The following is a 17,709-nucleotide window of genomic DNA, read 5'->3' on the forward strand; positions in this document are numbered from 1 at the left end:
TGGGAGGTGGCGAGGGCATCGGCGTAGGAGTAGGCGCCCGGGGAGTAGGTGCCTGGGGAGTAGGGCGCCGGGTGCGGTGGGGTCGCGTAAGTCTGTTGCATCTGCATGATCTGCCTGTGTCTCTCTCTGTTTTCTTGGCCAGTGCTCACCGGCTGACCGGGATGGTCCAGGCCGGGCGCAGGGTGGGCGGGAAGCTAGGCGCGTGCCGTCCGGCTTGCTTGGCGAAAACCTGCAGATTTCATGGAGAGTTCAGGATTTTCAGGACCCGATTGCGTTGCCGGCCGGAATAGGGCATCACTGCGCAAATTGATCGGTATGCGGGAATCTGGTGGATGTCGCTGGTGGCAAAAAGGGTAGAAAGGGTTGTGTTCGCCGATTGCGAAGTCGATCTCGCCGCCTTCCAGCTGCGGCGGGCAGGCTCGCTGTGCCCGATCGAACCCCAGGTCTTCGAGCTCATTGCCTATCTGGTCCGCCATCCGGACCGCCTGATCACCAAGGACGAACTTATCGCCGGTGTGTGGAACGGGCGCATCGTGTCGGATTCGGCCCTCTCCAGCCGGATCAAATCCGCCCGCCGGGCGCTTGGCGACGATGGCGAGCAGCAGCGTTTCATCCGCACCGTTCATGGCCGCGGCATCTGTCTTGTGGGCGAGATACAGCCGGCGCCGGGATCAGCACCTGGGGGGCAGGGCGTCGATCGCCTGGCACAAGATAACCTGGCACAAGACAATCGGCCCCAGGATATTCCACCCCAGAAGATCCAGTTCTGCACCACGGCGGACGGGGTGCGCATCGCCTATGCCCGCGTGGGGTCCGGCCCGGTCCTGATGAAGTCCGCCCATTGGCTGACGCATCTTGATTACGATTGGGAAAGCCCGATCTGGCATGACTGGCTGGGCGCTCTGGCAAGGGATTACACGCTGATCCGCTATGACCAGCGCTGCAACGGGCTCTCCGACCGCGAGGTCGAGAACGTGACCCTCGATACCATGGTCGGCGACCTTGTGGCCGTCATGGACGCCAACGGTGTCGACCGGGCGCCGCTCTTCGGCCATTCACAGGGTTGCGCCGTGGCGGCGACCTTCGCCGCCCGTTATCCCGAACGGGTCAGCCGCATGGTCTTCCTCGGCGGCTATGCCAGGGGCTGGGCGAAGCGGGGGGATCCGGAACTGGTGGCCCGCCGCCGCGCGATCTCGGTCCTGATCTCCCATGGCTGGGGCCAGGACAATCCAGCGTTCCGCCAGCTCTTCACCAGCTTCATGATGCCCGGCGCATCGCCCGAACACATGCAATGGTACAACGAGCTGCAGCGCCGGACCGCATCGCCCGAGGGGGCCAGGCGCCTTCACGACGCCTTCGGCGAGATCGACGTCACGGCGGATCTCGCGCGCGTCAAGGCGCCGACCCTGGTCATGCACGCCCGTGGCGACGCCTCGGTGCCGTTCGAGGAAGGCCGGATCCTCGCCACCGCCATACCCGGCGCGCGCTTCGTGCCGCTCGACGGCAACAACCATGTCCTCATGAAATGGGAACCGGCCTGGCAGCGCTTCCTCGACGAAACGCGCGCCTTCCTGGCCGAGCCCGGCTGACCGTCTATCCAATATTTTCCATAATATATATTATGCGACTATCCGATAAACAAAAACCCAGCCAGTTCGGGCTTTTCTAAGGACAGTCCTCCCGGTACGCATCGAGCGCCCGGTGCTTGCGGATGGCGCTGAAACCCCGTGCCCTGGCTGCCTTGCAGACCTCGGGCCAGTCGAGCACCTCGTCGGTGTACTCGATCTGGAACACCGCGAGCCCCGCGGCCGCTGCCGGCTCAACGGCGGCGCACCAACCCTGCGCCGCGCAATCCTCGATCAGCACCCAATCGACCTGGGCCTTGAGGTCCGGCCACAACTCGGCGCCGTTCTTCAGGCCAAGCGCCAGCCCCCGCGCCCGCGCCTCGCCCGAGAGCCACCTCATGAACGCCACGATATCGGCGCGCATCAGCGGGAAGCCGCTCGTCGTCTCATGACCGTCTAGATTGTCGGGATCGATCCCGTCGCAGCCCTTGTCGCGCGCAAGATCGAGGCGCGCCTTGATGAGCGGCCCGAGGGCGTCGAGGGCGCGGAGATCGAGCCAGCGTTCGCCCGGCCAGTCGGGATAGGCCTGGCCCACGACCGCAGCCGGAAACGCTGCGGCGTCCGGCCGCCAATCCTCGACCGTGCCAACGCTCATATAGCAGATCACCTTTCGGCCCTCTTGGTGCAGCCGGTCGATGAGCACCGGTCCGGTCTCGAACAAATCGAGGTTGTAGATCTCGGCCGCGACCCCGAGATCGATCGGCTCACCGGAATATTGCAACTGGATGCTCGCCCCCGGCGCCGGCCGCCAGGGCTCCGCGCGGGCTGGCGTGGCGGTCACCAGCCAGGCCAACAAGGCGCAGAGGCAAACTTGCAGATATCCCCCGGAAAGTTGCAAATATCCCCCCGAAACTGACAGGAAATCAGGCCCGTTTCCGGAGGTGATCCAGCCCCTCGAACTCGACAAAGCGCATCATCGCCTCCCACAGCATGTCGCCATAAAGGAACGGCTCGAACGGGGCGCCGAGACCCGGAATCGGGCAAATACAAGCATTTACGCCCGGTTCATAGAAGAACGGCACCGAATGGCGCGCGGTACCGGCGCCATCGATCACCCGGTGCGTGGTGGCCTTGATGCGCCCCCCGGTCCAGCGCTCCAGAAGCTTCCCGAAATTCACCACCAGGGTCGCCGGTTCGGGTGGCACATCCATCCATTCCCCATTATTTCCAATGGCTTGCAAGCCACCGACACCATGCTGGCAGAGCAGCGTCACGAAGCCGGAATCGACATGCGGTTTACCCGCCAAGGCGACCTCCCGACCCCCATGAATCACGCGGATTTCCGCCGAATTTGGCCCCTCGAAGGACCGCTCGGGGCGCAAAGGATAGTGCAGCAGCCGCAGCGTCGAGACACCCTCCGCAAAGGCCGCCGCGAAACTGTCCTCCGGCACCCCCAGCCCCCGCGCGATCGCCCGCAGCAGGGTCGCCCCAATCTCCTCCATCGCCTTGTAATAGCGGGACATTTCGTCCTGCCAGCCAGGCAGAAGATCGGCCGGCGGCAGCGGTGTCGCCTCGGTCAGCGGGTCATTGGGATCGACCCGGGAGGGGCCATAGGCGATGTCAGGCCCAAGGTCATAACCCTCCTTATAGGTCGGGTGCCCATCCTGCAGCGGGAACCAGCCGCGATAGACATTGGCGTGGGGTTCCGCGAATTTCTGGCGCCAAAGACGGTGCGTAACCTCTTGCGGCAGCTTGAAAACCTCCAGCAGCCGGTCAATCGCCACGGGCTGGATCGGGACCCAGTCCGGCAGATCGCGCAGCGTCATGAACCCGGTTTCGGTGGCAGCGTTGAGGATCGCCAGATCCACCGCCTCGCGCGCGGCGCCGGGCGGTCCAAAGAGCGGGCTGGCATCGATGCTGGGAATCATGGGACCCAGGCTAACCCCTAGCGCCGATTGGACAAGCGCCTTTTGTGGATCGCCCGATCCAATTTTCGCTATAGTGCCGCCCCGCCTGCATTTTTTTGAGAACGCCCATGTCCGACGCCGCCCAATCCCTCGACCGCCTGCTCGACATCATGGCGCGGCTGCGCCATCCGAAGTCGGGTTGCCCCTGGGATCTCGAGCAGAATTTCAGCAGCATCGTGCCGCATACCATTGAAGAGGCTTACGAAGTCGCCGACGCGATCGAGGCGGGCGACATGCAGGCATTGGTAGGCGAGCTGGGCGATCTCATGTTCCAGGTCGTGTTCTACGCCCAGATGGCCTCGGAGGCCGGCGATTTCGCTATGGCAGATGTGCTGGATGCTATCAATAACAAGATGATAGAGCGTCATCCTCATGTGTTTTCTAGCATCGAGATCAACTCCGCCGCGGCCCAGACCGTGGCCTGGGAGAGCCACAAGGCGGCGGAACGCGCCAAGCTTGCCGCCTCTGCCGGCAGAGCGCCCTCCGCCCTCGACGGTGTCATCACCGCCCTCCCGGCCCTCGCCCGCGCCGACAAGCTGCAGAAACGCGCCGCCCGCATCGGCTTCGACTGGCGCAATGCCGCCGAGGTGACGGCAAAGGTCGAGGAAGAACTCGCGGAGATTCGCGCCGAGCTCGATGGCGGGGCGCGGCCAGAGGCGATCGACGAAGAGATCGGCGATCTGCTGTTCTCGGTCACCAACCTCGCCCGCCACCTTCACATTGAGCCGGAAGGTGCGCTCCGCCGCGCCAACGCCAAATTCGAGCGCCGCTTCCGCCGTGTCGAGGCGATCCTGCGCGCGCAGGGCATCGACCCTGCCGACGCCGGCATCGATCGGATGGAAGACGCCTGGAACCAGGTAAAGGCAGAAGAGCGGGCTTAGGACCTTACGACCGGTATGACGACGATGGCGGTGGTTCCGACACCATAGTCGCTCTCCAACCAGACTTTACCCCCATATGCTTCAACAAGTTTCCGGGTATTGACAAGGCCAAGACCGACCCCGCCATGCTGCCTGCTGAGGCTCTTTTCTACCTGAGAAAATGGTGTGAACAATTCGCTCATGTCTTCCGGCTTGATGCCAATGCCATGATCTCGCACGACGATGCGGAGCATGGTGTCCCCTTGAAGCTGCGCGTTGATCTCGATCCGGCCCCCCGGGCGTGAGAATTTGATGGCGTTGCCGACGAGATTGAGGATTACCTGGCGGAAGTGGACCGGCTCCATCCAACAGGCGGCAGACCCTCGAGTGCGCCCAAAACAATCTCAATCTGGCGCTCCTCGGCTTTGCCCGACAGCAATCTATTGCAGGCGTCAAAATTGTCGGCGAGGTCGGCGACGTTGGTCGAATTCGTGAGGGTGCCTGACTCAATTTTCGCCATGTCGAGGATCTGTGTGATGATGCCAAGCAGATGGTGCCCTGCGTCGCAGATATCCTTCGAATAATCCCGATATTGCCTGGCCCCCAAAGGGCCGTAGGTCTCTCGTGAAAGCACCTCAGAGAATCCGATGATGGCATTGAGCGGCGTCCGAAGTTCATGACTCATATTTGCCAGAAACTCCGACTTCGATTCACTCGCGCTTTCGGCCTTTATCAACGCCTCGGATAATCTTTCCGCCTTGTCCGCCTCGCGCTTCATGAGGCTTCTCAACCAGATGCCAAGCCACCCGATCACAAAAGTGGTGAGGACCGCGAGCAGCAACGGCAATCCCAGTGTGCGCCAGAAAAGTGCACTCAGGTCTGACTGCGTGAAGAAGGTAAAGACGCGAAGCGGTTGTTCGGGTACCGGCCCGAAGGCGGCCAGAAGCGGGCCGGAATCCCCAGTCCGCCCAGGTTCGAGGCGACGCCTTCGTCCGCGGATTGCGTGGCGATGACGTCACTGAAGCCCTTTATCATATTGCCTCGATACTCGTCATTTGGCGGCCAAACGAAGAGGAGCAGCCCGTCATCTCGCGTAATTCCGACGACGGCGGGCGCAATGTCCGTGAGATATGGCTAAAGGCATTGTTGAATATATCTTCGGTGAGATACGCCACGATGTATTTCACCCCCAAGGCATTTGGCTGCACCCGTATTGCGAGGGGGACTGTCCGCAATCCGCTTTTGCGGCCAATGATCGGCGCGCCAATGAAGCGGGTACCGGCCGCCGTGTCGCGCAGAGCTATGACGTAATCCCGATCCCCGAGATACACTTTCTCTTCGAGTATGGTGCCGCGGTTTACGCGCCAGAAGCCATTGTCATCTGAATCGATAAGGCCGACTGTGATCAGCTGATCGCCAGTACCCTGAAGGTGGCTGATCATGGCCCCCAGGGTGTCGAGCGTATGCGCTGACCCCTGCTCCATGTCATCATGAAGCCAATGCTCCACCACGCTGAGCATCGTATTGGCGGCGCGAAATACGCCGCTTGTATGAGCGCGCATGACATTCTCGGAACCATACAATTCCTCGTGCGCCTCTTCCTCGATCGCCCGATACAGGTCGATTGCATACGCGGCAAACGTTGCCCAGATAGCGACAAGAACGACGAGCGCAAAAGTTATCGCTGGTCGACCGGGGGACCGAAATCGCTGCAACACTGCGGCGTGAATTGAAGGTACGCTTATCAAGCGGTCTCTCCCCTGACTGTCTGCCGCGCTTCGTCGATGAGAGAAGTGCTCTTGCGGCGGGACGGTGCTGAAGAGAGTTATATTGTTGGGCCGTTAACGCCACCTTACCTTGAAGCATCGCTTCTTTAGAGCCGCGGGATAGCGAACGGTAAGAACCACCAGAACGGTGCGACTCTAGGATCGACATCCTGCGATTTGGGTTTGATCTCCTGTCCGTTTGCGATCGCGCGAGATACCAACCCTTCCATGGCGACGGCGAAGGCAAGATTGATCATGGCAGACTCTCCTCTGCGATACAGATCGGTGGTTGGACGAACCAGGCGGCTATTGGGCGGCGGATCTGCAGCCCGGCGTCAGCGGGCAACTCTCCTGCGGACAGGCATGCTCGTCACATAGACGGCAGGCGGTTTCCGCCGACAATTCGTCGGTGGTGAGGCCGGCCAGCATTTTCTCAAGCAGGTTACCGAGTGTCTGGCGTTCATCGTCACCAAGTGTATCAAGGGCTTGGGCGAGGATCTTCTCACGGCCGAGCAGCATGGCGCGGACCAGGCGCTGGCCCGCCGGTGTCAAGGCGAGCGGCCGCGCGCGGCGGTCGGCGCCCTGCTGGCGCTCGACCCAGCCTTCTTCCACCAACCGATTGATCATGCGCACCGCACCCGGCTGCGACAGCCGCACGATGCGCGCCAGGCGATCGACCGTGATGCCGGGCGATTGATCGAGCACGATGAGCGCTGCCCAGTCACTCTCACAGATGTCGGTAAGGTCGCCGAGTTCCTTGCCGACGGCATCCATCATCATCAACGAGAGGGCGCCAAGCAGGTTGGCGGTGCGGGTGTCGCTCTTCTTCATGACTGCTGTTCCTGCAATGACGAAATCACAAGATGGGCGAGGCGCTTGCCGTCGCGAAGGCCTGCGTCCTTTTCCGGATTGTAGCAGGCAAGCGAGATCCCGAGCAGTTGAGGGGATTGCGCGAGTCCTTTGACAAGACTCGCAAACGACTCCCAGCTCAGGCCGCCGGGCATCAGATAGTCGGTGGCCGGAAAGGCGGCCTGGTCGATTATATCGACATCGACCGCGAGCCAGAACGGCAGCCTTGCCGCTTCAAATCCGGCACGCACATCGGCCGCGACCTGGGCAGCACCTTCGGCCGCGATATCCTCATTGGTCCAGAGCGGGATGGCGGGGGTGAAATGCTCCGGCAGGACGGAACCACGGCTGGCCGCGTCCTCGACATCGCGCGGTCCGAGCAGTGCCACATCCTCCGGGCGCAGGCTGGCGCCGCCGGCAGCATCGATCAGCTTCTTCGCCCCATGCCCGAGGGCTGCCGCCAGAGGCATGTCCGCGGCCTCCCCTGTCGGCGAAGTGACGCCGTCATAGAGATCGAGATGGCCGTCGAGATAGGCGACACCCGTCCGGCCGATGACATCGCGAACGCCGGCGAGCGCACCCACGATCTGGGTGCAGCAGCCGCCCAGCAGGATCGGGCGAAAGCCCTCATTGAGGCAGGCCGCCACTTCGCGCCGCAGGACCTCGGTGACATGGATGACGTCGCGGGCACCGATGATACCGGTCTCCTGATCACGTGCCCGGTCACGGATGTTGATCGGCAAATCGCCACGATCCTGCTCGGCGATCTCGGACCAGGACCCCAGATCGCGCAAGCTCGCGCGGGGCTGAGTTCGGTGCCGCCGGACCCGCCGATCGAGTCAATCGGGACACCGATCAGGGCGAACGGTAGAATGGCTGGTACGATGGATGTCATGGCTCGACTCGTGCGTTGGATAACATCTATGCATTTATATGCATGACGCATGCATTAGTCAAGTTTCAATTGCGATCAACATTCTTATCAATATTATTTGTTTAACTACAAATCTTTATGATATTTTCTTCATTCATATTGTTAACTACGATCCTATTTCCATGATCATAGAATTCAGTTTCCCAAGATGTTCCAATTGTCGGAAGCGTGGGGATCCCATTGGGGCTTCGCAATGCTCCAGCGCCCAGGTCAATTGATGCGGGATGTAGGCGGCCCAACTCCCCGCCTCGATAGCCGGGACGATATCGGACTTCAGGGAATTGCCGACCATCATGCTGTGGGCAGCGCCATCGCCATGCCGTTTGAACACGGTCTGGTAAGTGGTCGCGGATTTCTCGGACACGATCTCGACCGCGTCGAACAAGTCACCAAGGCCCGACTGGGCAAGCTTGCGTTCCTGGTCGAAGAGGTCGCCCTTGGTAATCAGAACCAGTCGGTAGGCTCCGGAGAGGCGTTCCAGCGTCTCGCGCGCATGGGGCATGGTTTCAACGGGGTGGGTCAGCATCTCGCGGCCGGCCGACAGGATCTCGGCAATCACGGGTGCCGGCACCCTTCCCCCCGTCACGGTGATCGCGGTCTCGACCATCGACAGGGTGAAGCCCTTGATGCCATAGCCATAGAACTGCAGATTGCGACGCTCGACCTCCAGCAAATGGCCGGAGATCTCCTCGGGCGGCGCATGGTCGGCCAGCAGCGCTGCAAAACGCGCCTCGGTCAGGCGGAAGAAGTGCTCGTTCTGCCAGAGCGTGTCATCGGCATCGAAACCGATTGTCGTGAGTTGGCGCGCCATCAAATCCTGCCAGTTCTCTCAGCCTCGTCCTTGATCCACCGGACAAATGCACGAATGTTCGGTTCCGCGGACCGGCGGGTGGCATGGACCAGCCAATAGGCGAAGGGGTCGGGGACGGCAATCGGAAAGGGCTCGACCAGCCGGCCGGCGGCGATTTCATCAGCCACCAGGATGCGCGGTGCAAGGGCAAGCCCCCTGCCCGCTGCCGCCGCATCGATGGCGAGATGCGAGGAGCCGAAAAGCGGACCGCGCATCGTCGATGAAGCGATCGTGGCGGGATCGATCCCCGCCGCCGCCAGCCAGGCCGACCATCCGCCAAGCTCGATACCAGCGCCGCCAGCAGCCTGTTTCCCAGTTTCGCGCCTGGCCGGCAGGGCCGTCCGCAGCAGCGGATGGTGCAAGACATCCATTGGTGACCGCAGGGTGCCGCCCTGCGCCAAAGTCGGGGCACAGACGACCACGACCTCGCCCGGCAGCCACAGCCGCGTTTCGCTGACATCGGCTCCGTAGTGACCGGTGCCATAGCGCAGGGCGACGTCAATACCGGAACCGCTCGTGACGTCGGCCAACGCATCGCCGGATTGCAGCCGCAGTTCGATCGCGGGATGCGCCGTCTGGAAGCGGTGAAGCCGCGGTACCAGCCATTTGGCTGCGATCGACGGCGCGGCACTGATGGCAAGCGTCGCAGTACCAGTCGTGAAGCCAGATGCATCGAGTTCGCGCAGACCCGCCTCGAGCCGCGAGAATGACTCCATTGTGACTGTCGCCAAACGCTGGCCGGCGGAGGTCAGGCGCAGGCCGCGATTGAGCCGGTCAAACAGGGTTGTGCCGAGACGCTTTTCCAACCCCTTGATCTGATGGCTGACCGCAGCCGGCGTCACCGATAGTTCGAGGGCCGCCGCCTTGAAACTGCCATGGCGGGCGGCAGCTTCGAAGGCGCGCAAGGCACCGAGCGGCAAGTTGGGGAGACGGCGGCGGTCGGTCATTGGCGCGTTCATCGTGTCAGGTGAGCAAAACTATCCTGAACCGCAAGGAATGTCGTTTGTCATTTTCAAGCCAGGCAGCGAGCTTGCGAGCAAGGATATGATCCAATTGAGGGGGCGCACCGATGACTGACACGCAACGCCATTTTCTGTTTCTGAAGTCGAGCCGGCGCAGTGACGGCAATACCGAGGTGCTGGCACGGGAGGCGGCCAAGTCGCTGCCGGCCATCGCCAAGCAGACCTGGCTGCGCCACGCCGATCTGCCCCTGCCCGACTTCGATGATGTCCGGCACGCGGGTGACGGCATCTATCCGATGCCCGAGGGGAATGGTCGCGTGCTCCTGGATGCGACCCTGGCCGCCACGGACCTCGTCTTCGTGGCGCCGGTCTACTGGTACGCCTTGCCGGCCGACGCCAAGCTCTATCTCGATCATTGGAGTGCCTGGATGCGCGTGCCGGGTATCGATTTTCGCCCGCGCATGGCGGGCAAGACGATGTGGGCCGTCACCATGTTGAGCGATCACGACACCGCCCAGGCCGACCCGTTGCTGGGCAGCCTGCAATGGACGGCAAAGTATCTCGGCATGCGCTGGGGCGGATCGCTGCTGGGCTATGGCAACAGGCCCGGCGACATCATGGCCGATAAGGGCGCGCTGGCGCGGGCGGCGCAGCTGTTCGCGGCATAACCGGCTGCCAAGCCTATATCTTGTCCGCCAGGAAACGGGTCAGCCCATCAACCACGAAGGCATGATCTTCGGCCTGCGGCAGGCCCGAGATGGTGACGGTGCCGACGACACCCGTACCCGCAACAATGATCGGAAACGATCCGCCCTGTGGAGCGTATCGGTATGGGTCCAGCAAGTAGCGTTCGGTGAATACCACGCCCTTCGCGGCCGTTGAGCGCCCCATATAGAAGGATGAATGGCCGAAGCGCATGACCGTGGCGACCTTGCGCTTCACCCATTCGTCATTGTCGGCGGAGGTTCCCGGCAGCGCCACGTGAAACAACTGGTGTCCGGCGCGGGTGATGTCGATGGTGACCGGCAGGGATCGCTGCCGCGCCATTTCCACCATCAACAGGCCAAGGGCAATCGCCGTGTCATTGTCAAATCGTGGAAAGACCAGGCGCTTTTCCTGAGCCAGCAGCTCATCGAGAAATTCCTGGCTGGTATCGTCGGTCATAGGAATTCTCTCAATAGCGCGTGTGGCTTATGGTTTTGACAGCGGCTGCATCAGGGACGAGGTATCCCAACGGCCGCCGCCCCGTTTCTGAACGCGGGCGTAGAACTGGTCGACCAGGGCCGTCACCGGCAATTGCGCCCCGTTCCGTTTCGCTTCAGCGAGGCAGATGCCAAGATCCTTGCGCATCCAATCGACGGCAAAGCCGAACTCGAATTTGCCTTCAAGCATGGTGAGCGCGCGGTTTTCCATCTGCCAGGATTGCGCGGCACCCTTGGAGATCACCTCGACCACCTTGGCGCCGTCGAGGCCGGCGGCCTGGGCGAAATGCATGCCTTCGGCCAGTGCCTGGACAAGGCCGGCGATGCAGATCTGGTTGACCATCTTGGCCAGCTGGCCGGACCCGGCAGGCCCCAGCAATTCACAGGCGCGGGCATAAGAATCGATGACCGGCTTTGCGCGGTCGAAATCATTCTTGGCGCCACCGACCATGACGGTGAGCTTGCCGTTCTCGGCGCCCGCCTGCCCGCCCGAGACCGGGGCGTCCAGAAAACCGAAGCCGGCTTCGCGCGCTGCCGCGTCAAGCTCGCGCGCGACTTCGGCGGATGCCGTGGTGTGATCGACGAAGAGCGAACCCAGGCTCATGCCGGCAAAGGCGCCCTCCTCGCCATAGACGATGGAACGGAGGTCGTCGTCATTGCCGACACAGGCGAAGACGATCTCGGCGCCTTTGGCAGCCAGAGCCGGTGTGGGCGCCGAGGCGCCGCCATGGGTTTCGACCCATTTCACGGCCTTCGTTGCCGAACGATTGTAAACAGTGACCGCATGACCGTTGCGCATGAGGTGTCCGGCCATCGGGAAACCCATGACGCCAAGACCCAGGAACGTGACTTTCATGTGCCGCCTCTACTTCTCGCCAAACAGTTTGCTGTGTACGTCGCGCCAAATGTCGGGGCTGTTGGCAGCGAGGATGCCGGCGGCATGCAGGGCCTGGCTCGGTCGATAGCTTTCATCACCGCGGATATAGCCGATATGACCGCCAAGTTCGCGGATGACCATGGCGCCCGGCGCGTGGTCCCAGGGCATGATGCCGCTGAAGAAGGTGAAATCGATCTCGCCCTGCGCCATACGAACATAGTCGATGCCGGCGGCGCGCGAGCTTTTCACCTGGTTGAGGCGGGCGCGGCGTTGATCGACCAGTTCGGCGATGCCGGGAACGCCGCGTGACCCATAGGCCAGCACGCCCTTCGGTTCGGCAACAGGCTTGAAGGGTGCAATCTCCCGGCCATCGATGGTGACGCCCTCGCCCTTCAAGGCGATGGTCATCTGGCCGGTGATGGGGTGAAAGATCCAGCTCGCCAGCACGTCATCGCCCTGGATGAGGGCCAGCATGGAAACGAAACCTTCATTGCCGCTGGCGAAATTTCCGGTGCCGTCGATCGGGTCGACGACCCAGACCGGCGCCGTACCGGCCAGTGCCTTCATGACATCGGGATCCTTCGCGGTCGCTTCCTCGCCCACCACCACGGAACCGGGCAGGATCGCAAGGAGGCCCGGTGTCAGCGCCAGTTCGGCCGATTCATCGGCGATGGTGACGAAATCGCCGGGCGATTTCTGGCGCGTATCGCCTTCCTTCAGATTGCGGAAACGCGGCAGGATCTCGACGGCTGCCACCTCCCGGATGAGATCGGCGACCGTTTTGCTATCGACCCTGGGAAGCCTGGATGTCGTCACTTGCGCCCTTCAATCCATTCCTTGATATCGTTCTCACTATGGAGATAGATCTCGCCGGATTTGACATCAAGGCTCGCCGCCAGGCGCAGCAGGTGCCACATTTCCGGGTCGACCGCTTCCGGGTCTTCGCTTTCGATATTCTCCTGCACCTCAGTGGCCCACTCGGCAGCCGCGAGGCGGCTGCTGGTGCCATCGAGTACAGCCAGCAACAGGTTGACGATTTCCTGTCGCGTCGGCACCGGAATTCCAGTCATCAACGATTATCCTTGTTCATTGCATTGGCCTTGTCGCTACGTTGACGCTCGAAGCGCTGCACGTCCTCAGGTGCCAGACGCACCGTGATTTCCGTGAAGTCCTCGTCATCGACCCGGCCCAGTACTTCGCCATGGCTGTAGAGCCAGGCCTGCGCCGCACCTTCATCATGACCGATGCGGTAGGTTTCGATAGTCCGCTGCGCCGCAAGACGCCGATCGACCGCCGCCAACAATTCGTCAATGCCACTGCCGGTCAAGGCCGAGATCGGCATCAGGCGCGGATCGCGGCTGGCTTGTGCCAGCAGCGCCTCGCGCGCCGGTTCGTCGAGGAGATCTATCTTGTTGAGAATCTCGACCATCGCATCGGTGATTTCGTGACCGAGACCGAGACCCGCCAACACCGCCTCGACATCGGCCTTCTGGCCATCCGTTTCCGGATGGGCCACGTCGCGGACATGGAGGATGACATCGGCCTCCAGGACTTCTTCCAAAGTGGCGCGGAAGGCCGCGACCAGTTCGGTCGGCAGATCGGAGATGAAACCCACCGTATCGGACAGGATGATCTCGCGGCCGGACGGCAGGTGCACGCGCCGCATGGTGGGATCGAGTGTCGCAAACAAGAGGTCGGCGGCCATCACCGAGGCCTTGGTGAGGCGGTTGAACAATGTCGACTTGCCGGCGTTGGTATAGCCGACCAAAGCCACCACGGGATAAGGCACGCGCTTCCGCGCCTGGCGATGCAGCGCGCGAGTGCGCTTTACGTCCTCAAGATCCTTCTTGATCCTCACGATGCGTTCGTCGATCAAGCGGCGATCCATTTCGATCTGGCTTTCGCCGGGACCGCCGATGAAGCCGAAGCCGCCGCGTTGCCGCTCAAGATGGGTCCAGGAACGAACCAGCCGACTGCGTTGATAGGATAGCGCCGCCAGTTCGACCTGCATCTGGCCTTCACGGGTGCGGGCGCGCTCGCCGAAGATTTCGAGGATGAGGCCGGTGCGGTCGATGACCTTGGCCTTCCATTCAGTCTCAAGGTTGCGCTGCTGCACCGGAGTGAGCGAGGCGTCGAAGACGATGAGGTCGACCTCCTCCGTCTTGATGCGTTCGGCGATGCGCTCGACATTGCCCGAACCCATCAGGGTGTTCGGCTTGGGGTCGTTGATGCGGACGCATTCGGCCGCCACGACATTGAGGTCGATGGCGCGGGCGAGACCGCAGGCCTCCTCAAGCCTGGATTCCGGCGTGCGGCCACCGCTGTACAGTGCGCGCGGTCCGGTCTTGAAGACCGGATGGATGACCAGCGTGCGGTCGCCATGGCGAATACCGTCGAGGTCGAGATGCGCCCCGCCGGCCTGTTCAATCGTTGCCGTCAATTTTGTACTTTCGTGGCTAGACAGCCGCTTGCACCCATCAAACCGATCAGGCCTCGTCGCCTTCTTTCACGGGCTCGAACAATTGAATGGGTGTGCCCGGCATGATGGTCGAGATCGCAGCTTGCAGACCAGCTGACATGGGAGTCGCGGCGCAGCAGCACGGAGAAATTGTCGAACCAGGTAACGATGCCCTGCAATTTTACGCCATTGACCAGGAAGATCGTGACCGGAATCTTGTTCTTGCGGATATTGTTGAGGAAGACGTCCTGGACGCTTTGTGATTTTTCGTTTGCCATCGTCCTATCCTTTTCTCGTTGGGCCCGTTTTGGGCCGTTTCATTATTTGGCGGTAATCCATCCTGGGTCGAGGCGAAGTTTCCCCGTCCGGACCGTGACCCTGACCTGCCGCTTGGTTAACACAGAACTTGACAGAATGAAATCTTTGTCATCCGCTGGGGTGTACCGGAATCAGTCTAGAGAGCCTGAAGCGCGGCCTGAAGTCCTGAAAGGGCAGGAAAATAGTCGCCGCGGCGCTGCCTCGCCGAACTCGCCCACATGGGGTGCCTGGGGCCGGATCAATACCGGGACGCAGCCGGTATTGTGGCCGCAAATCAAGTCGATATCGGTATCGCCGATGAACCAGACATGAGCGCCCGGTTGCAGGTTACCGGGATCCAAGGCTAGCTGGACATGTTCGCGGGCAGGCTTGTCCCTGGCCGCATCGCCGGCACCGGCAAGCGCTGTGAAATACTTGTCCCAGCCGAGATGGCTGGCTTCCTTGCGGAGATAGGAGCCGCGCTTGTTGCTGACGACGCCCAGGTAGAAGCCAGCTTCAGCCGCCCAGGCAAGCAGGTCGGCTGCACCGGGCAGCGGTTCCAACTGCTCCATGTGCAGGCGTTCAAAGGCGGCGTAGAAGGTTTTCTCGGCATCGTGCCAGCGCTCTCCGAAGAGGCCCGGAAAGCTGTCGCGCATCGAGGCGCGAATGCGGGTTTCCGCCTCGGCGCGGGACCAGCGCGGATGTCCCATGGCGTCGAGCGTCTCGTTCATCGCCGCATGGATGACGCGCCAGGAATCGACCAGCGTGTTGTCCCAGTCGAACAGCAGGGCAGCCGGCCGACCGCTCATGAGGCGGCCTTGATCTGCTGATTGACGGCCTCGATGTACATCTCCCGCAACTTCCGGCTGACTGGAACGGGCTTGCCGTCGCTAATTGTCTTGCCGTCGATGCGGGTGACCGGCACCACGAAGGCCGATGACGAGGTGAGGAAGGCCTCGCTGGCGGCAAGCGCCTCGGCGACTGTGAAGCTCCGTTCCACCAATTTAATACCGGCGCTGGCGACCAGTTCCAGGAGTGAAAGGCGCGTGACGCCGCCGAGGATGTCGTGGTTCTTGGCATGGGTCACGAGTTCGCCCGCCTTCGTCACGATCCAAGCATTGGTCGAGGATCCTTCGGTGACGGTGCCGTCCGCTTCGACCAGCCAGGCCTCGAAGGCCTTGGCCTCGACCGCGGCCTGCTTGGCGAGGATGTTGGGCAGGAGCGATATCGACTTGATGTCGCGCCGCGCCCAACGGATATCGGGTTGGGTGGAAACGGCGACGCCGTCATTGATCATGGCGGCCGAGGGTGGGTTTAGCCGCTTGGTGGTAACGATCAGGGCGGATTTGGTGGTGCCCGGGAACTTGTGATCGCGCGGGGCAACGCCCCTAGTCACCTGGAAATAAATGATGCCGCGACGAAGTCCGTTCCGAGCCATCAGTTCGCGCAGGATCAGTTTCAGGGCTGCTCGCCGTACCGGCCAACCGATTCGGAGCTCGGCCAGCGAATAGCCCAGACGATCGAGGTGCTGTTCCTCGTCGATGAGAACGCCATCCACCACTGGCACGACTTCGTAGACGCCGTCGGCAAACTGGTAGCCGCGATCCTCGATATGGACCATGGCATGGCCATGGGGCACATAACGGCCGTTGACATAGGCAAGACGGCCCATTTTCAGATGTTCCTCATCGCTGGTGACTTAAGGGCCGTCAGGCTTGAGGCTGTCGGCGCGGTCATTGGTGGTGATGCCAAGCGAACGAAGTTTGCGGTGGAGCGCCGAGCGTTCCATCCCGACAAAATGTGCTGTTCGCGAGATATTGCCGCCAAAGCGGGCGACCTGGCTTTCAAGATAACGCCGCTCGAAAATCTCGCGCGCTTCGCGCAGCGGCAGGGACATGACTTCAGTCCCCTCGGAGAGCGAGGCCGGGGCAATCGAGACAGAACCGATATCGGGCGGCAGCATGTCCGCGCGGATGGGCTCATCCGGTGGCCCACCCGTCATGATCAGGATCCAGTCGATGACATTGCGGAGCTGCCGCACATTGCCCGGCCATTCATAGGCCTGAAGCACCGCGACGGCGTCCGCCGCTAGTCGTCTTGCCGGCAGACCGCTCTGCTCCGAGGCGCGCGCCATGAAGAAGTCCAGGATCTGGACGATATCGTCGCGGCGTTCTTCCAGCGGTGGCAGGCGCATCGGCACAACATTGAGGCGATAAAAGAGATCCTGGCGGAAGCGACCCGCGGTCATTTCCGACTGCAGGTCACGGGCGGTGGCGGCTATGACGCGGACGTCGACCTCGACCCTGGTCTTGCCCCCCACGCGCTCGAAAGTCTGCTCCTGCAGCACACGGAGGATCTTCCCCTGGGTTTCCAGCGGCATATCCGCCACTTCATCCAGCAGCAGGGTACCGCCATGAGCCTGTTCCAGGAAACCGATCTTGGCAGTGCCCTCGGCTTCGCCGCTCCGCTCGAGGCCGAATAGTTCGGTTTCCAGGCGGTCCGGGTGCATGGTGGCACAGTTCAGGACGATGAACGGGCCGCTGGCGCGCTTCGAGCGGCGATGCAGCAGGCGCGCAGCCACCTCCTTGCCGCTGCCGGGCGGCCCAGAGAACAGCACGCGGCTGCCGGTCGGCGCCACGCGTTCGATGGCAAGACGCAGTTGCAGGATTGCCTGGGACGATCCGATGAGGTCGCCCTCACCTCCCGTGCGCTGCTTCAGATCCTCGACCTCGCGGCGCAAGCGCGCGGCTTCGAGGGCGCGTTCGATAGTCAGCAGCAGGCGGTCCGATTTGAACGGCTTTTCGATGAAGTCATATGCGCCGTTCTTGATCGCGGTGACTGCCGTTTCGATGTTGCCGTGGCCGCTGATCATAATGACCGGCACTTGGGAAAATCGACCTTCAGGACTTCGAGGAGCCCCATGCCGTCGAGGGTAGAGTTGTTGAGCCAGATATCGAGGATGATCAGGTTGGGGCGGCGGCTGCGCAACTGCGCCAGGGCAAGGTCACTGTCGCCGGCCTCACGCGTCTGGAAGCCTTCGTCGCCAAGAATGCCGCTGATCAGCAAGCGGATGTCAGCTTCGTCGTCGACGATCAGGATATCGCGCGCCATGCTTTCTTGCC

At 62.2% G+C, this 17,709-nt stretch carries 20 protein-coding genes and 2 pseudogenes; 3 read left to right on the forward strand and 19 right to left on the reverse strand.

What is annotated here, in order from left to right; genetic code table 11:
- Window positions 1–332 precede the first annotated feature (332 nt).
- A complete protein-coding gene (locus IPK59_02655; GenBank protein MBK8157724.1) occupies window positions 333–1,589 on the forward strand; it encodes an alpha/beta fold hydrolase in 1,257 nt (418 codons plus the stop codon).
- A 76-nt stretch (window positions 1,590–1,665) separates the two neighbouring features.
- On the opposite strand, the gene IPK59_02660 is transcribed toward IPK59_02655, so the two are convergent.
- Together IPK59_02660 and IPK59_02665 are read right to left on the reverse strand one after the other, a co-directional pair.
- Window positions 1,666–2,406: an endo alpha-1,4 polygalactosaminidase gene (locus IPK59_02660; protein MBK8157725.1), complete on the reverse strand. Its 741-nt coding sequence runs from the start codon at window positions 2,404–2,406 to the stop codon at window positions 1,666–1,668.
- An 82-nt stretch (window positions 2,407–2,488) separates the two neighbouring features.
- Window positions 2,489–3,502, reverse strand: coding sequence for an isopenicillin N synthase family oxygenase (locus tag IPK59_02665; protein MBK8157726.1), 1,014 nt, complete (start codon window positions 3,500–3,502; stop codon window positions 2,489–2,491).
- Window positions 3,503–3,600: 98 nt separating this feature from the next.
- Here IPK59_02665 and mazG point away from each other — a divergent pair, with 98 nt between their 5' ends.
- The gene (gene mazG, locus IPK59_02670) at window positions 3,601–4,413 is read left to right on the forward strand and encodes a nucleoside triphosphate pyrophosphohydrolase (GenBank protein ID MBK8157727.1); all 813 of its coding nucleotides are present in this window, start codon (window positions 3,601–3,603) and stop codon (window positions 4,411–4,413) included.
- On the opposite strand, the gene IPK59_02675 is transcribed toward mazG, so the two are convergent.
- The 8 genes from IPK59_02675 to IPK59_02710 form a co-directional block, all read right to left on the reverse strand.
- Window positions 4,410–4,757, reverse strand: coding sequence for a hypothetical protein (locus IPK59_02675; protein MBK8157728.1), 348 nt, complete (start codon window positions 4,755–4,757; stop codon window positions 4,410–4,412). The genes mazG and IPK59_02675 overlap by 4 nt on opposite strands.
- On the reverse strand, window positions 4,730–5,233 hold the full coding sequence (locus IPK59_02680; GenBank protein MBK8157729.1) for a hypothetical protein: 504 nt from the start codon (window positions 5,231–5,233) through the stop codon (window positions 4,730–4,732). Before IPK59_02680 ends, IPK59_02675 begins: the two co-directional genes overlap by 28 nt.
- Window positions 5,234–5,423: 190 nt before the next feature.
- Complete coding sequence (locus tag IPK59_02685) at window positions 5,424–6,140, reverse strand: hypothetical protein (GenBank protein MBK8157730.1); 717 nt, start codon at window positions 6,138–6,140, stop codon at window positions 5,424–5,426.
- A 125-nt stretch (window positions 6,141–6,265) separates the two neighbouring features.
- A complete protein-coding gene (locus IPK59_02690; GenBank protein MBK8157731.1) occupies window positions 6,266–6,415 on the reverse strand; it encodes a hypothetical protein in 150 nt (49 codons plus the stop codon).
- 49 nt (window positions 6,416–6,464) lie between these two features.
- On the reverse strand, window positions 6,465–6,989 hold the full coding sequence (locus tag IPK59_02695) for a MarR family transcriptional regulator (protein MBK8157732.1): 525 nt from the start codon (window positions 6,987–6,989) through the stop codon (window positions 6,465–6,467).
- Window positions 6,986–7,801: an arginase family protein gene (locus tag IPK59_02700; GenBank protein ID MBK8157733.1), complete on the reverse strand. Its 816-nt coding sequence runs from the start codon at window positions 7,799–7,801 to the stop codon at window positions 6,986–6,988. Before IPK59_02700 ends, IPK59_02695 begins: the two co-directional genes overlap by 4 nt.
- 246 nt (window positions 7,802–8,047) lie before the next feature.
- Window positions 8,048–8,752 (reverse strand): HAD hydrolase-like protein, encoded by a 705-nt coding sequence (locus tag IPK59_02705; protein MBK8157734.1) that lies wholly within the window; start codon window positions 8,750–8,752, stop codon window positions 8,048–8,050.
- Window positions 8,752–9,738 (reverse strand): LysR family transcriptional regulator, encoded by a 987-nt coding sequence (locus tag IPK59_02710; protein MBK8157735.1) that lies wholly within the window; start codon window positions 9,736–9,738, stop codon window positions 8,752–8,754. The genes IPK59_02705 and IPK59_02710 overlap by 1 nt, the downstream gene beginning before the upstream one ends.
- Before the next feature lie 122 nt (window positions 9,739–9,860).
- Here IPK59_02710 and IPK59_02715 point away from each other — a divergent pair, with 122 nt between their 5' ends.
- Entirely contained in the window at window positions 9,861–10,421 is a 561-nt protein-coding gene (locus IPK59_02715) for an NAD(P)H-dependent oxidoreductase (GenBank protein MBK8157736.1), read from the forward strand.
- Between the two features lie 13 nt (window positions 10,422–10,434).
- Here IPK59_02715 and IPK59_02720 read toward each other — a convergent pair whose 3' ends face one another.
- From IPK59_02720 to IPK59_02760, 9 genes and pseudogenes are all read right to left on the reverse strand, one after another.
- Window positions 10,435–10,917 carry a heme-degrading domain-containing protein gene (locus tag IPK59_02720; protein MBK8157737.1) on the reverse strand — a complete coding sequence of 161 codons (483 nt, stop codon included), beginning with the start codon at window positions 10,915–10,917 and terminating at the stop codon, window positions 10,435–10,437.
- Between the two features lie 27 nt (window positions 10,918–10,944).
- Complete coding sequence (locus IPK59_02725; protein MBK8157738.1) at window positions 10,945–11,811, reverse strand: NAD(P)-dependent oxidoreductase; 867 nt, start codon at window positions 11,809–11,811, stop codon at window positions 10,945–10,947.
- 9 nt (window positions 11,812–11,820) lie between these two features.
- Entirely contained in the window at window positions 11,821–12,648 is an 828-nt protein-coding gene (locus IPK59_02730) for an inositol monophosphatase (GenBank protein ID MBK8157739.1), read from the reverse strand.
- Window positions 12,645–12,902 carry a hypothetical protein gene (locus IPK59_02735; protein ID MBK8157740.1) on the reverse strand — a complete coding sequence of 86 codons (258 nt, stop codon included), beginning with the start codon at window positions 12,900–12,902 and terminating at the stop codon, window positions 12,645–12,647. Before IPK59_02735 ends, IPK59_02730 begins: the two co-directional genes overlap by 4 nt.
- On the reverse strand, window positions 12,902–14,296 hold the full coding sequence (gene hflX / locus IPK59_02740) for a GTPase HflX (protein MBK8157741.1): 1,395 nt from the start codon (window positions 14,294–14,296) through the stop codon (window positions 12,902–12,904). The genes IPK59_02735 and hflX overlap by 1 nt, the downstream gene beginning before the upstream one ends.
- Window positions 14,297–14,318: 22 nt before the next feature.
- Window positions 14,319–14,568, reverse strand: a pseudogene (gene hfq, locus IPK59_02745) (RNA chaperone Hfq).
- Window positions 14,569–14,739: 171 nt separating this feature from the next.
- The gene (locus tag IPK59_02750) at window positions 14,740–15,396 is read right to left on the reverse strand and encodes an HAD family hydrolase (GenBank protein MBK8157742.1); all 657 of its coding nucleotides are present in this window, start codon (window positions 15,394–15,396) and stop codon (window positions 14,740–14,742) included.
- On the reverse strand, window positions 15,393–16,259 hold the full coding sequence (locus IPK59_02755; GenBank protein MBK8157743.1) for a D-amino-acid transaminase: 867 nt from the start codon (window positions 16,257–16,259) through the stop codon (window positions 15,393–15,395). The genes IPK59_02750 and IPK59_02755 overlap by 4 nt, the downstream gene beginning before the upstream one ends.
- 27 nt (window positions 16,260–16,286) lie before the next feature.
- Window positions 16,287–17,698 (reverse strand): annotated as a pseudogene (locus IPK59_02760) (sigma-54-dependent Fis family transcriptional regulator).
- Window positions 17,699–17,709 lie beyond the last annotated feature (11 nt).

Source organism: Rhodospirillaceae bacterium (assembly GCA_016712715.1).
GTDB lineage: Bacteria > Pseudomonadota > Alphaproteobacteria > Dongiales > Dongiaceae > Dongia.

Excerpts from the sequence above, each read along its gene's own strand:
- IPK59_02720 (MBK8157737.1), bottom strand. The coding sequence starts at position 10,917 with ATGACCGACGATACCAGCCAGGAATTTCTCGATGAGCTGCTGGCTCAG.
- IPK59_02755 (MBK8157743.1), bottom strand. The coding sequence starts at position 16,259 with ATGGGCCGTCTTGCCTATGTCAACGGCCGTTATGTGCCCCATGGCCAT.
- IPK59_02655 (MBK8157724.1), top strand. The coding sequence starts at position 333 with ATGTCGCTGGTGGCAAAAAGGGTAGAAAGGGTTGTGTTCGCCGATTGC.
- IPK59_02725 (MBK8157738.1), bottom strand. The coding sequence starts at position 11,811 with ATGAAAGTCACGTTCCTGGGTCTTGGCGTCATGGGTTTCCCGATGGCC.
- IPK59_02690 (MBK8157731.1), bottom strand. The coding sequence starts at position 6,415 with ATGATCAATCTTGCCTTCGCCGTCGCCATGGAAGGGTTGGTATCTCGC.
- IPK59_02710 (MBK8157735.1), bottom strand. The coding sequence starts at position 9,738 with ATGACCGACCGCCGCCGTCTCCCCAACTTGCCGCTCGGTGCCTTGCGC.
- IPK59_02735 (MBK8157740.1), bottom strand. The coding sequence starts at position 12,902 with ATGACTGGAATTCCGGTGCCGACGCGACAGGAAATCGTCAACCTGTTG.
- IPK59_02715 (MBK8157736.1), top strand. The coding sequence starts at position 9,861 with ATGACTGACACGCAACGCCATTTTCTGTTTCTGAAGTCGAGCCGGCGC.
- IPK59_02675 (MBK8157728.1), bottom strand. The coding sequence starts at position 4,757 with ATGGAGCCGGTCCACTTCCGCCAGGTAATCCTCAATCTCGTCGGCAAC.
- IPK59_02705 (MBK8157734.1), bottom strand. The coding sequence starts at position 8,752 with ATGGCGCGCCAACTCACGACAATCGGTTTCGATGCCGATGACACGCTC.
- IPK59_02750 (MBK8157742.1), bottom strand. The coding sequence starts at position 15,396 with ATGAGCGGTCGGCCGGCTGCCCTGCTGTTCGACTGGGACAACACGCTG.
- IPK59_02695 (MBK8157732.1), bottom strand. The coding sequence starts at position 6,989 with ATGAAGAAGAGCGACACCCGCACCGCCAACCTGCTTGGCGCCCTCTCG.
- mazG (MBK8157727.1), top strand. The coding sequence starts at position 3,601 with ATGTCCGACGCCGCCCAATCCCTCGACCGCCTGCTCGACATCATGGCG.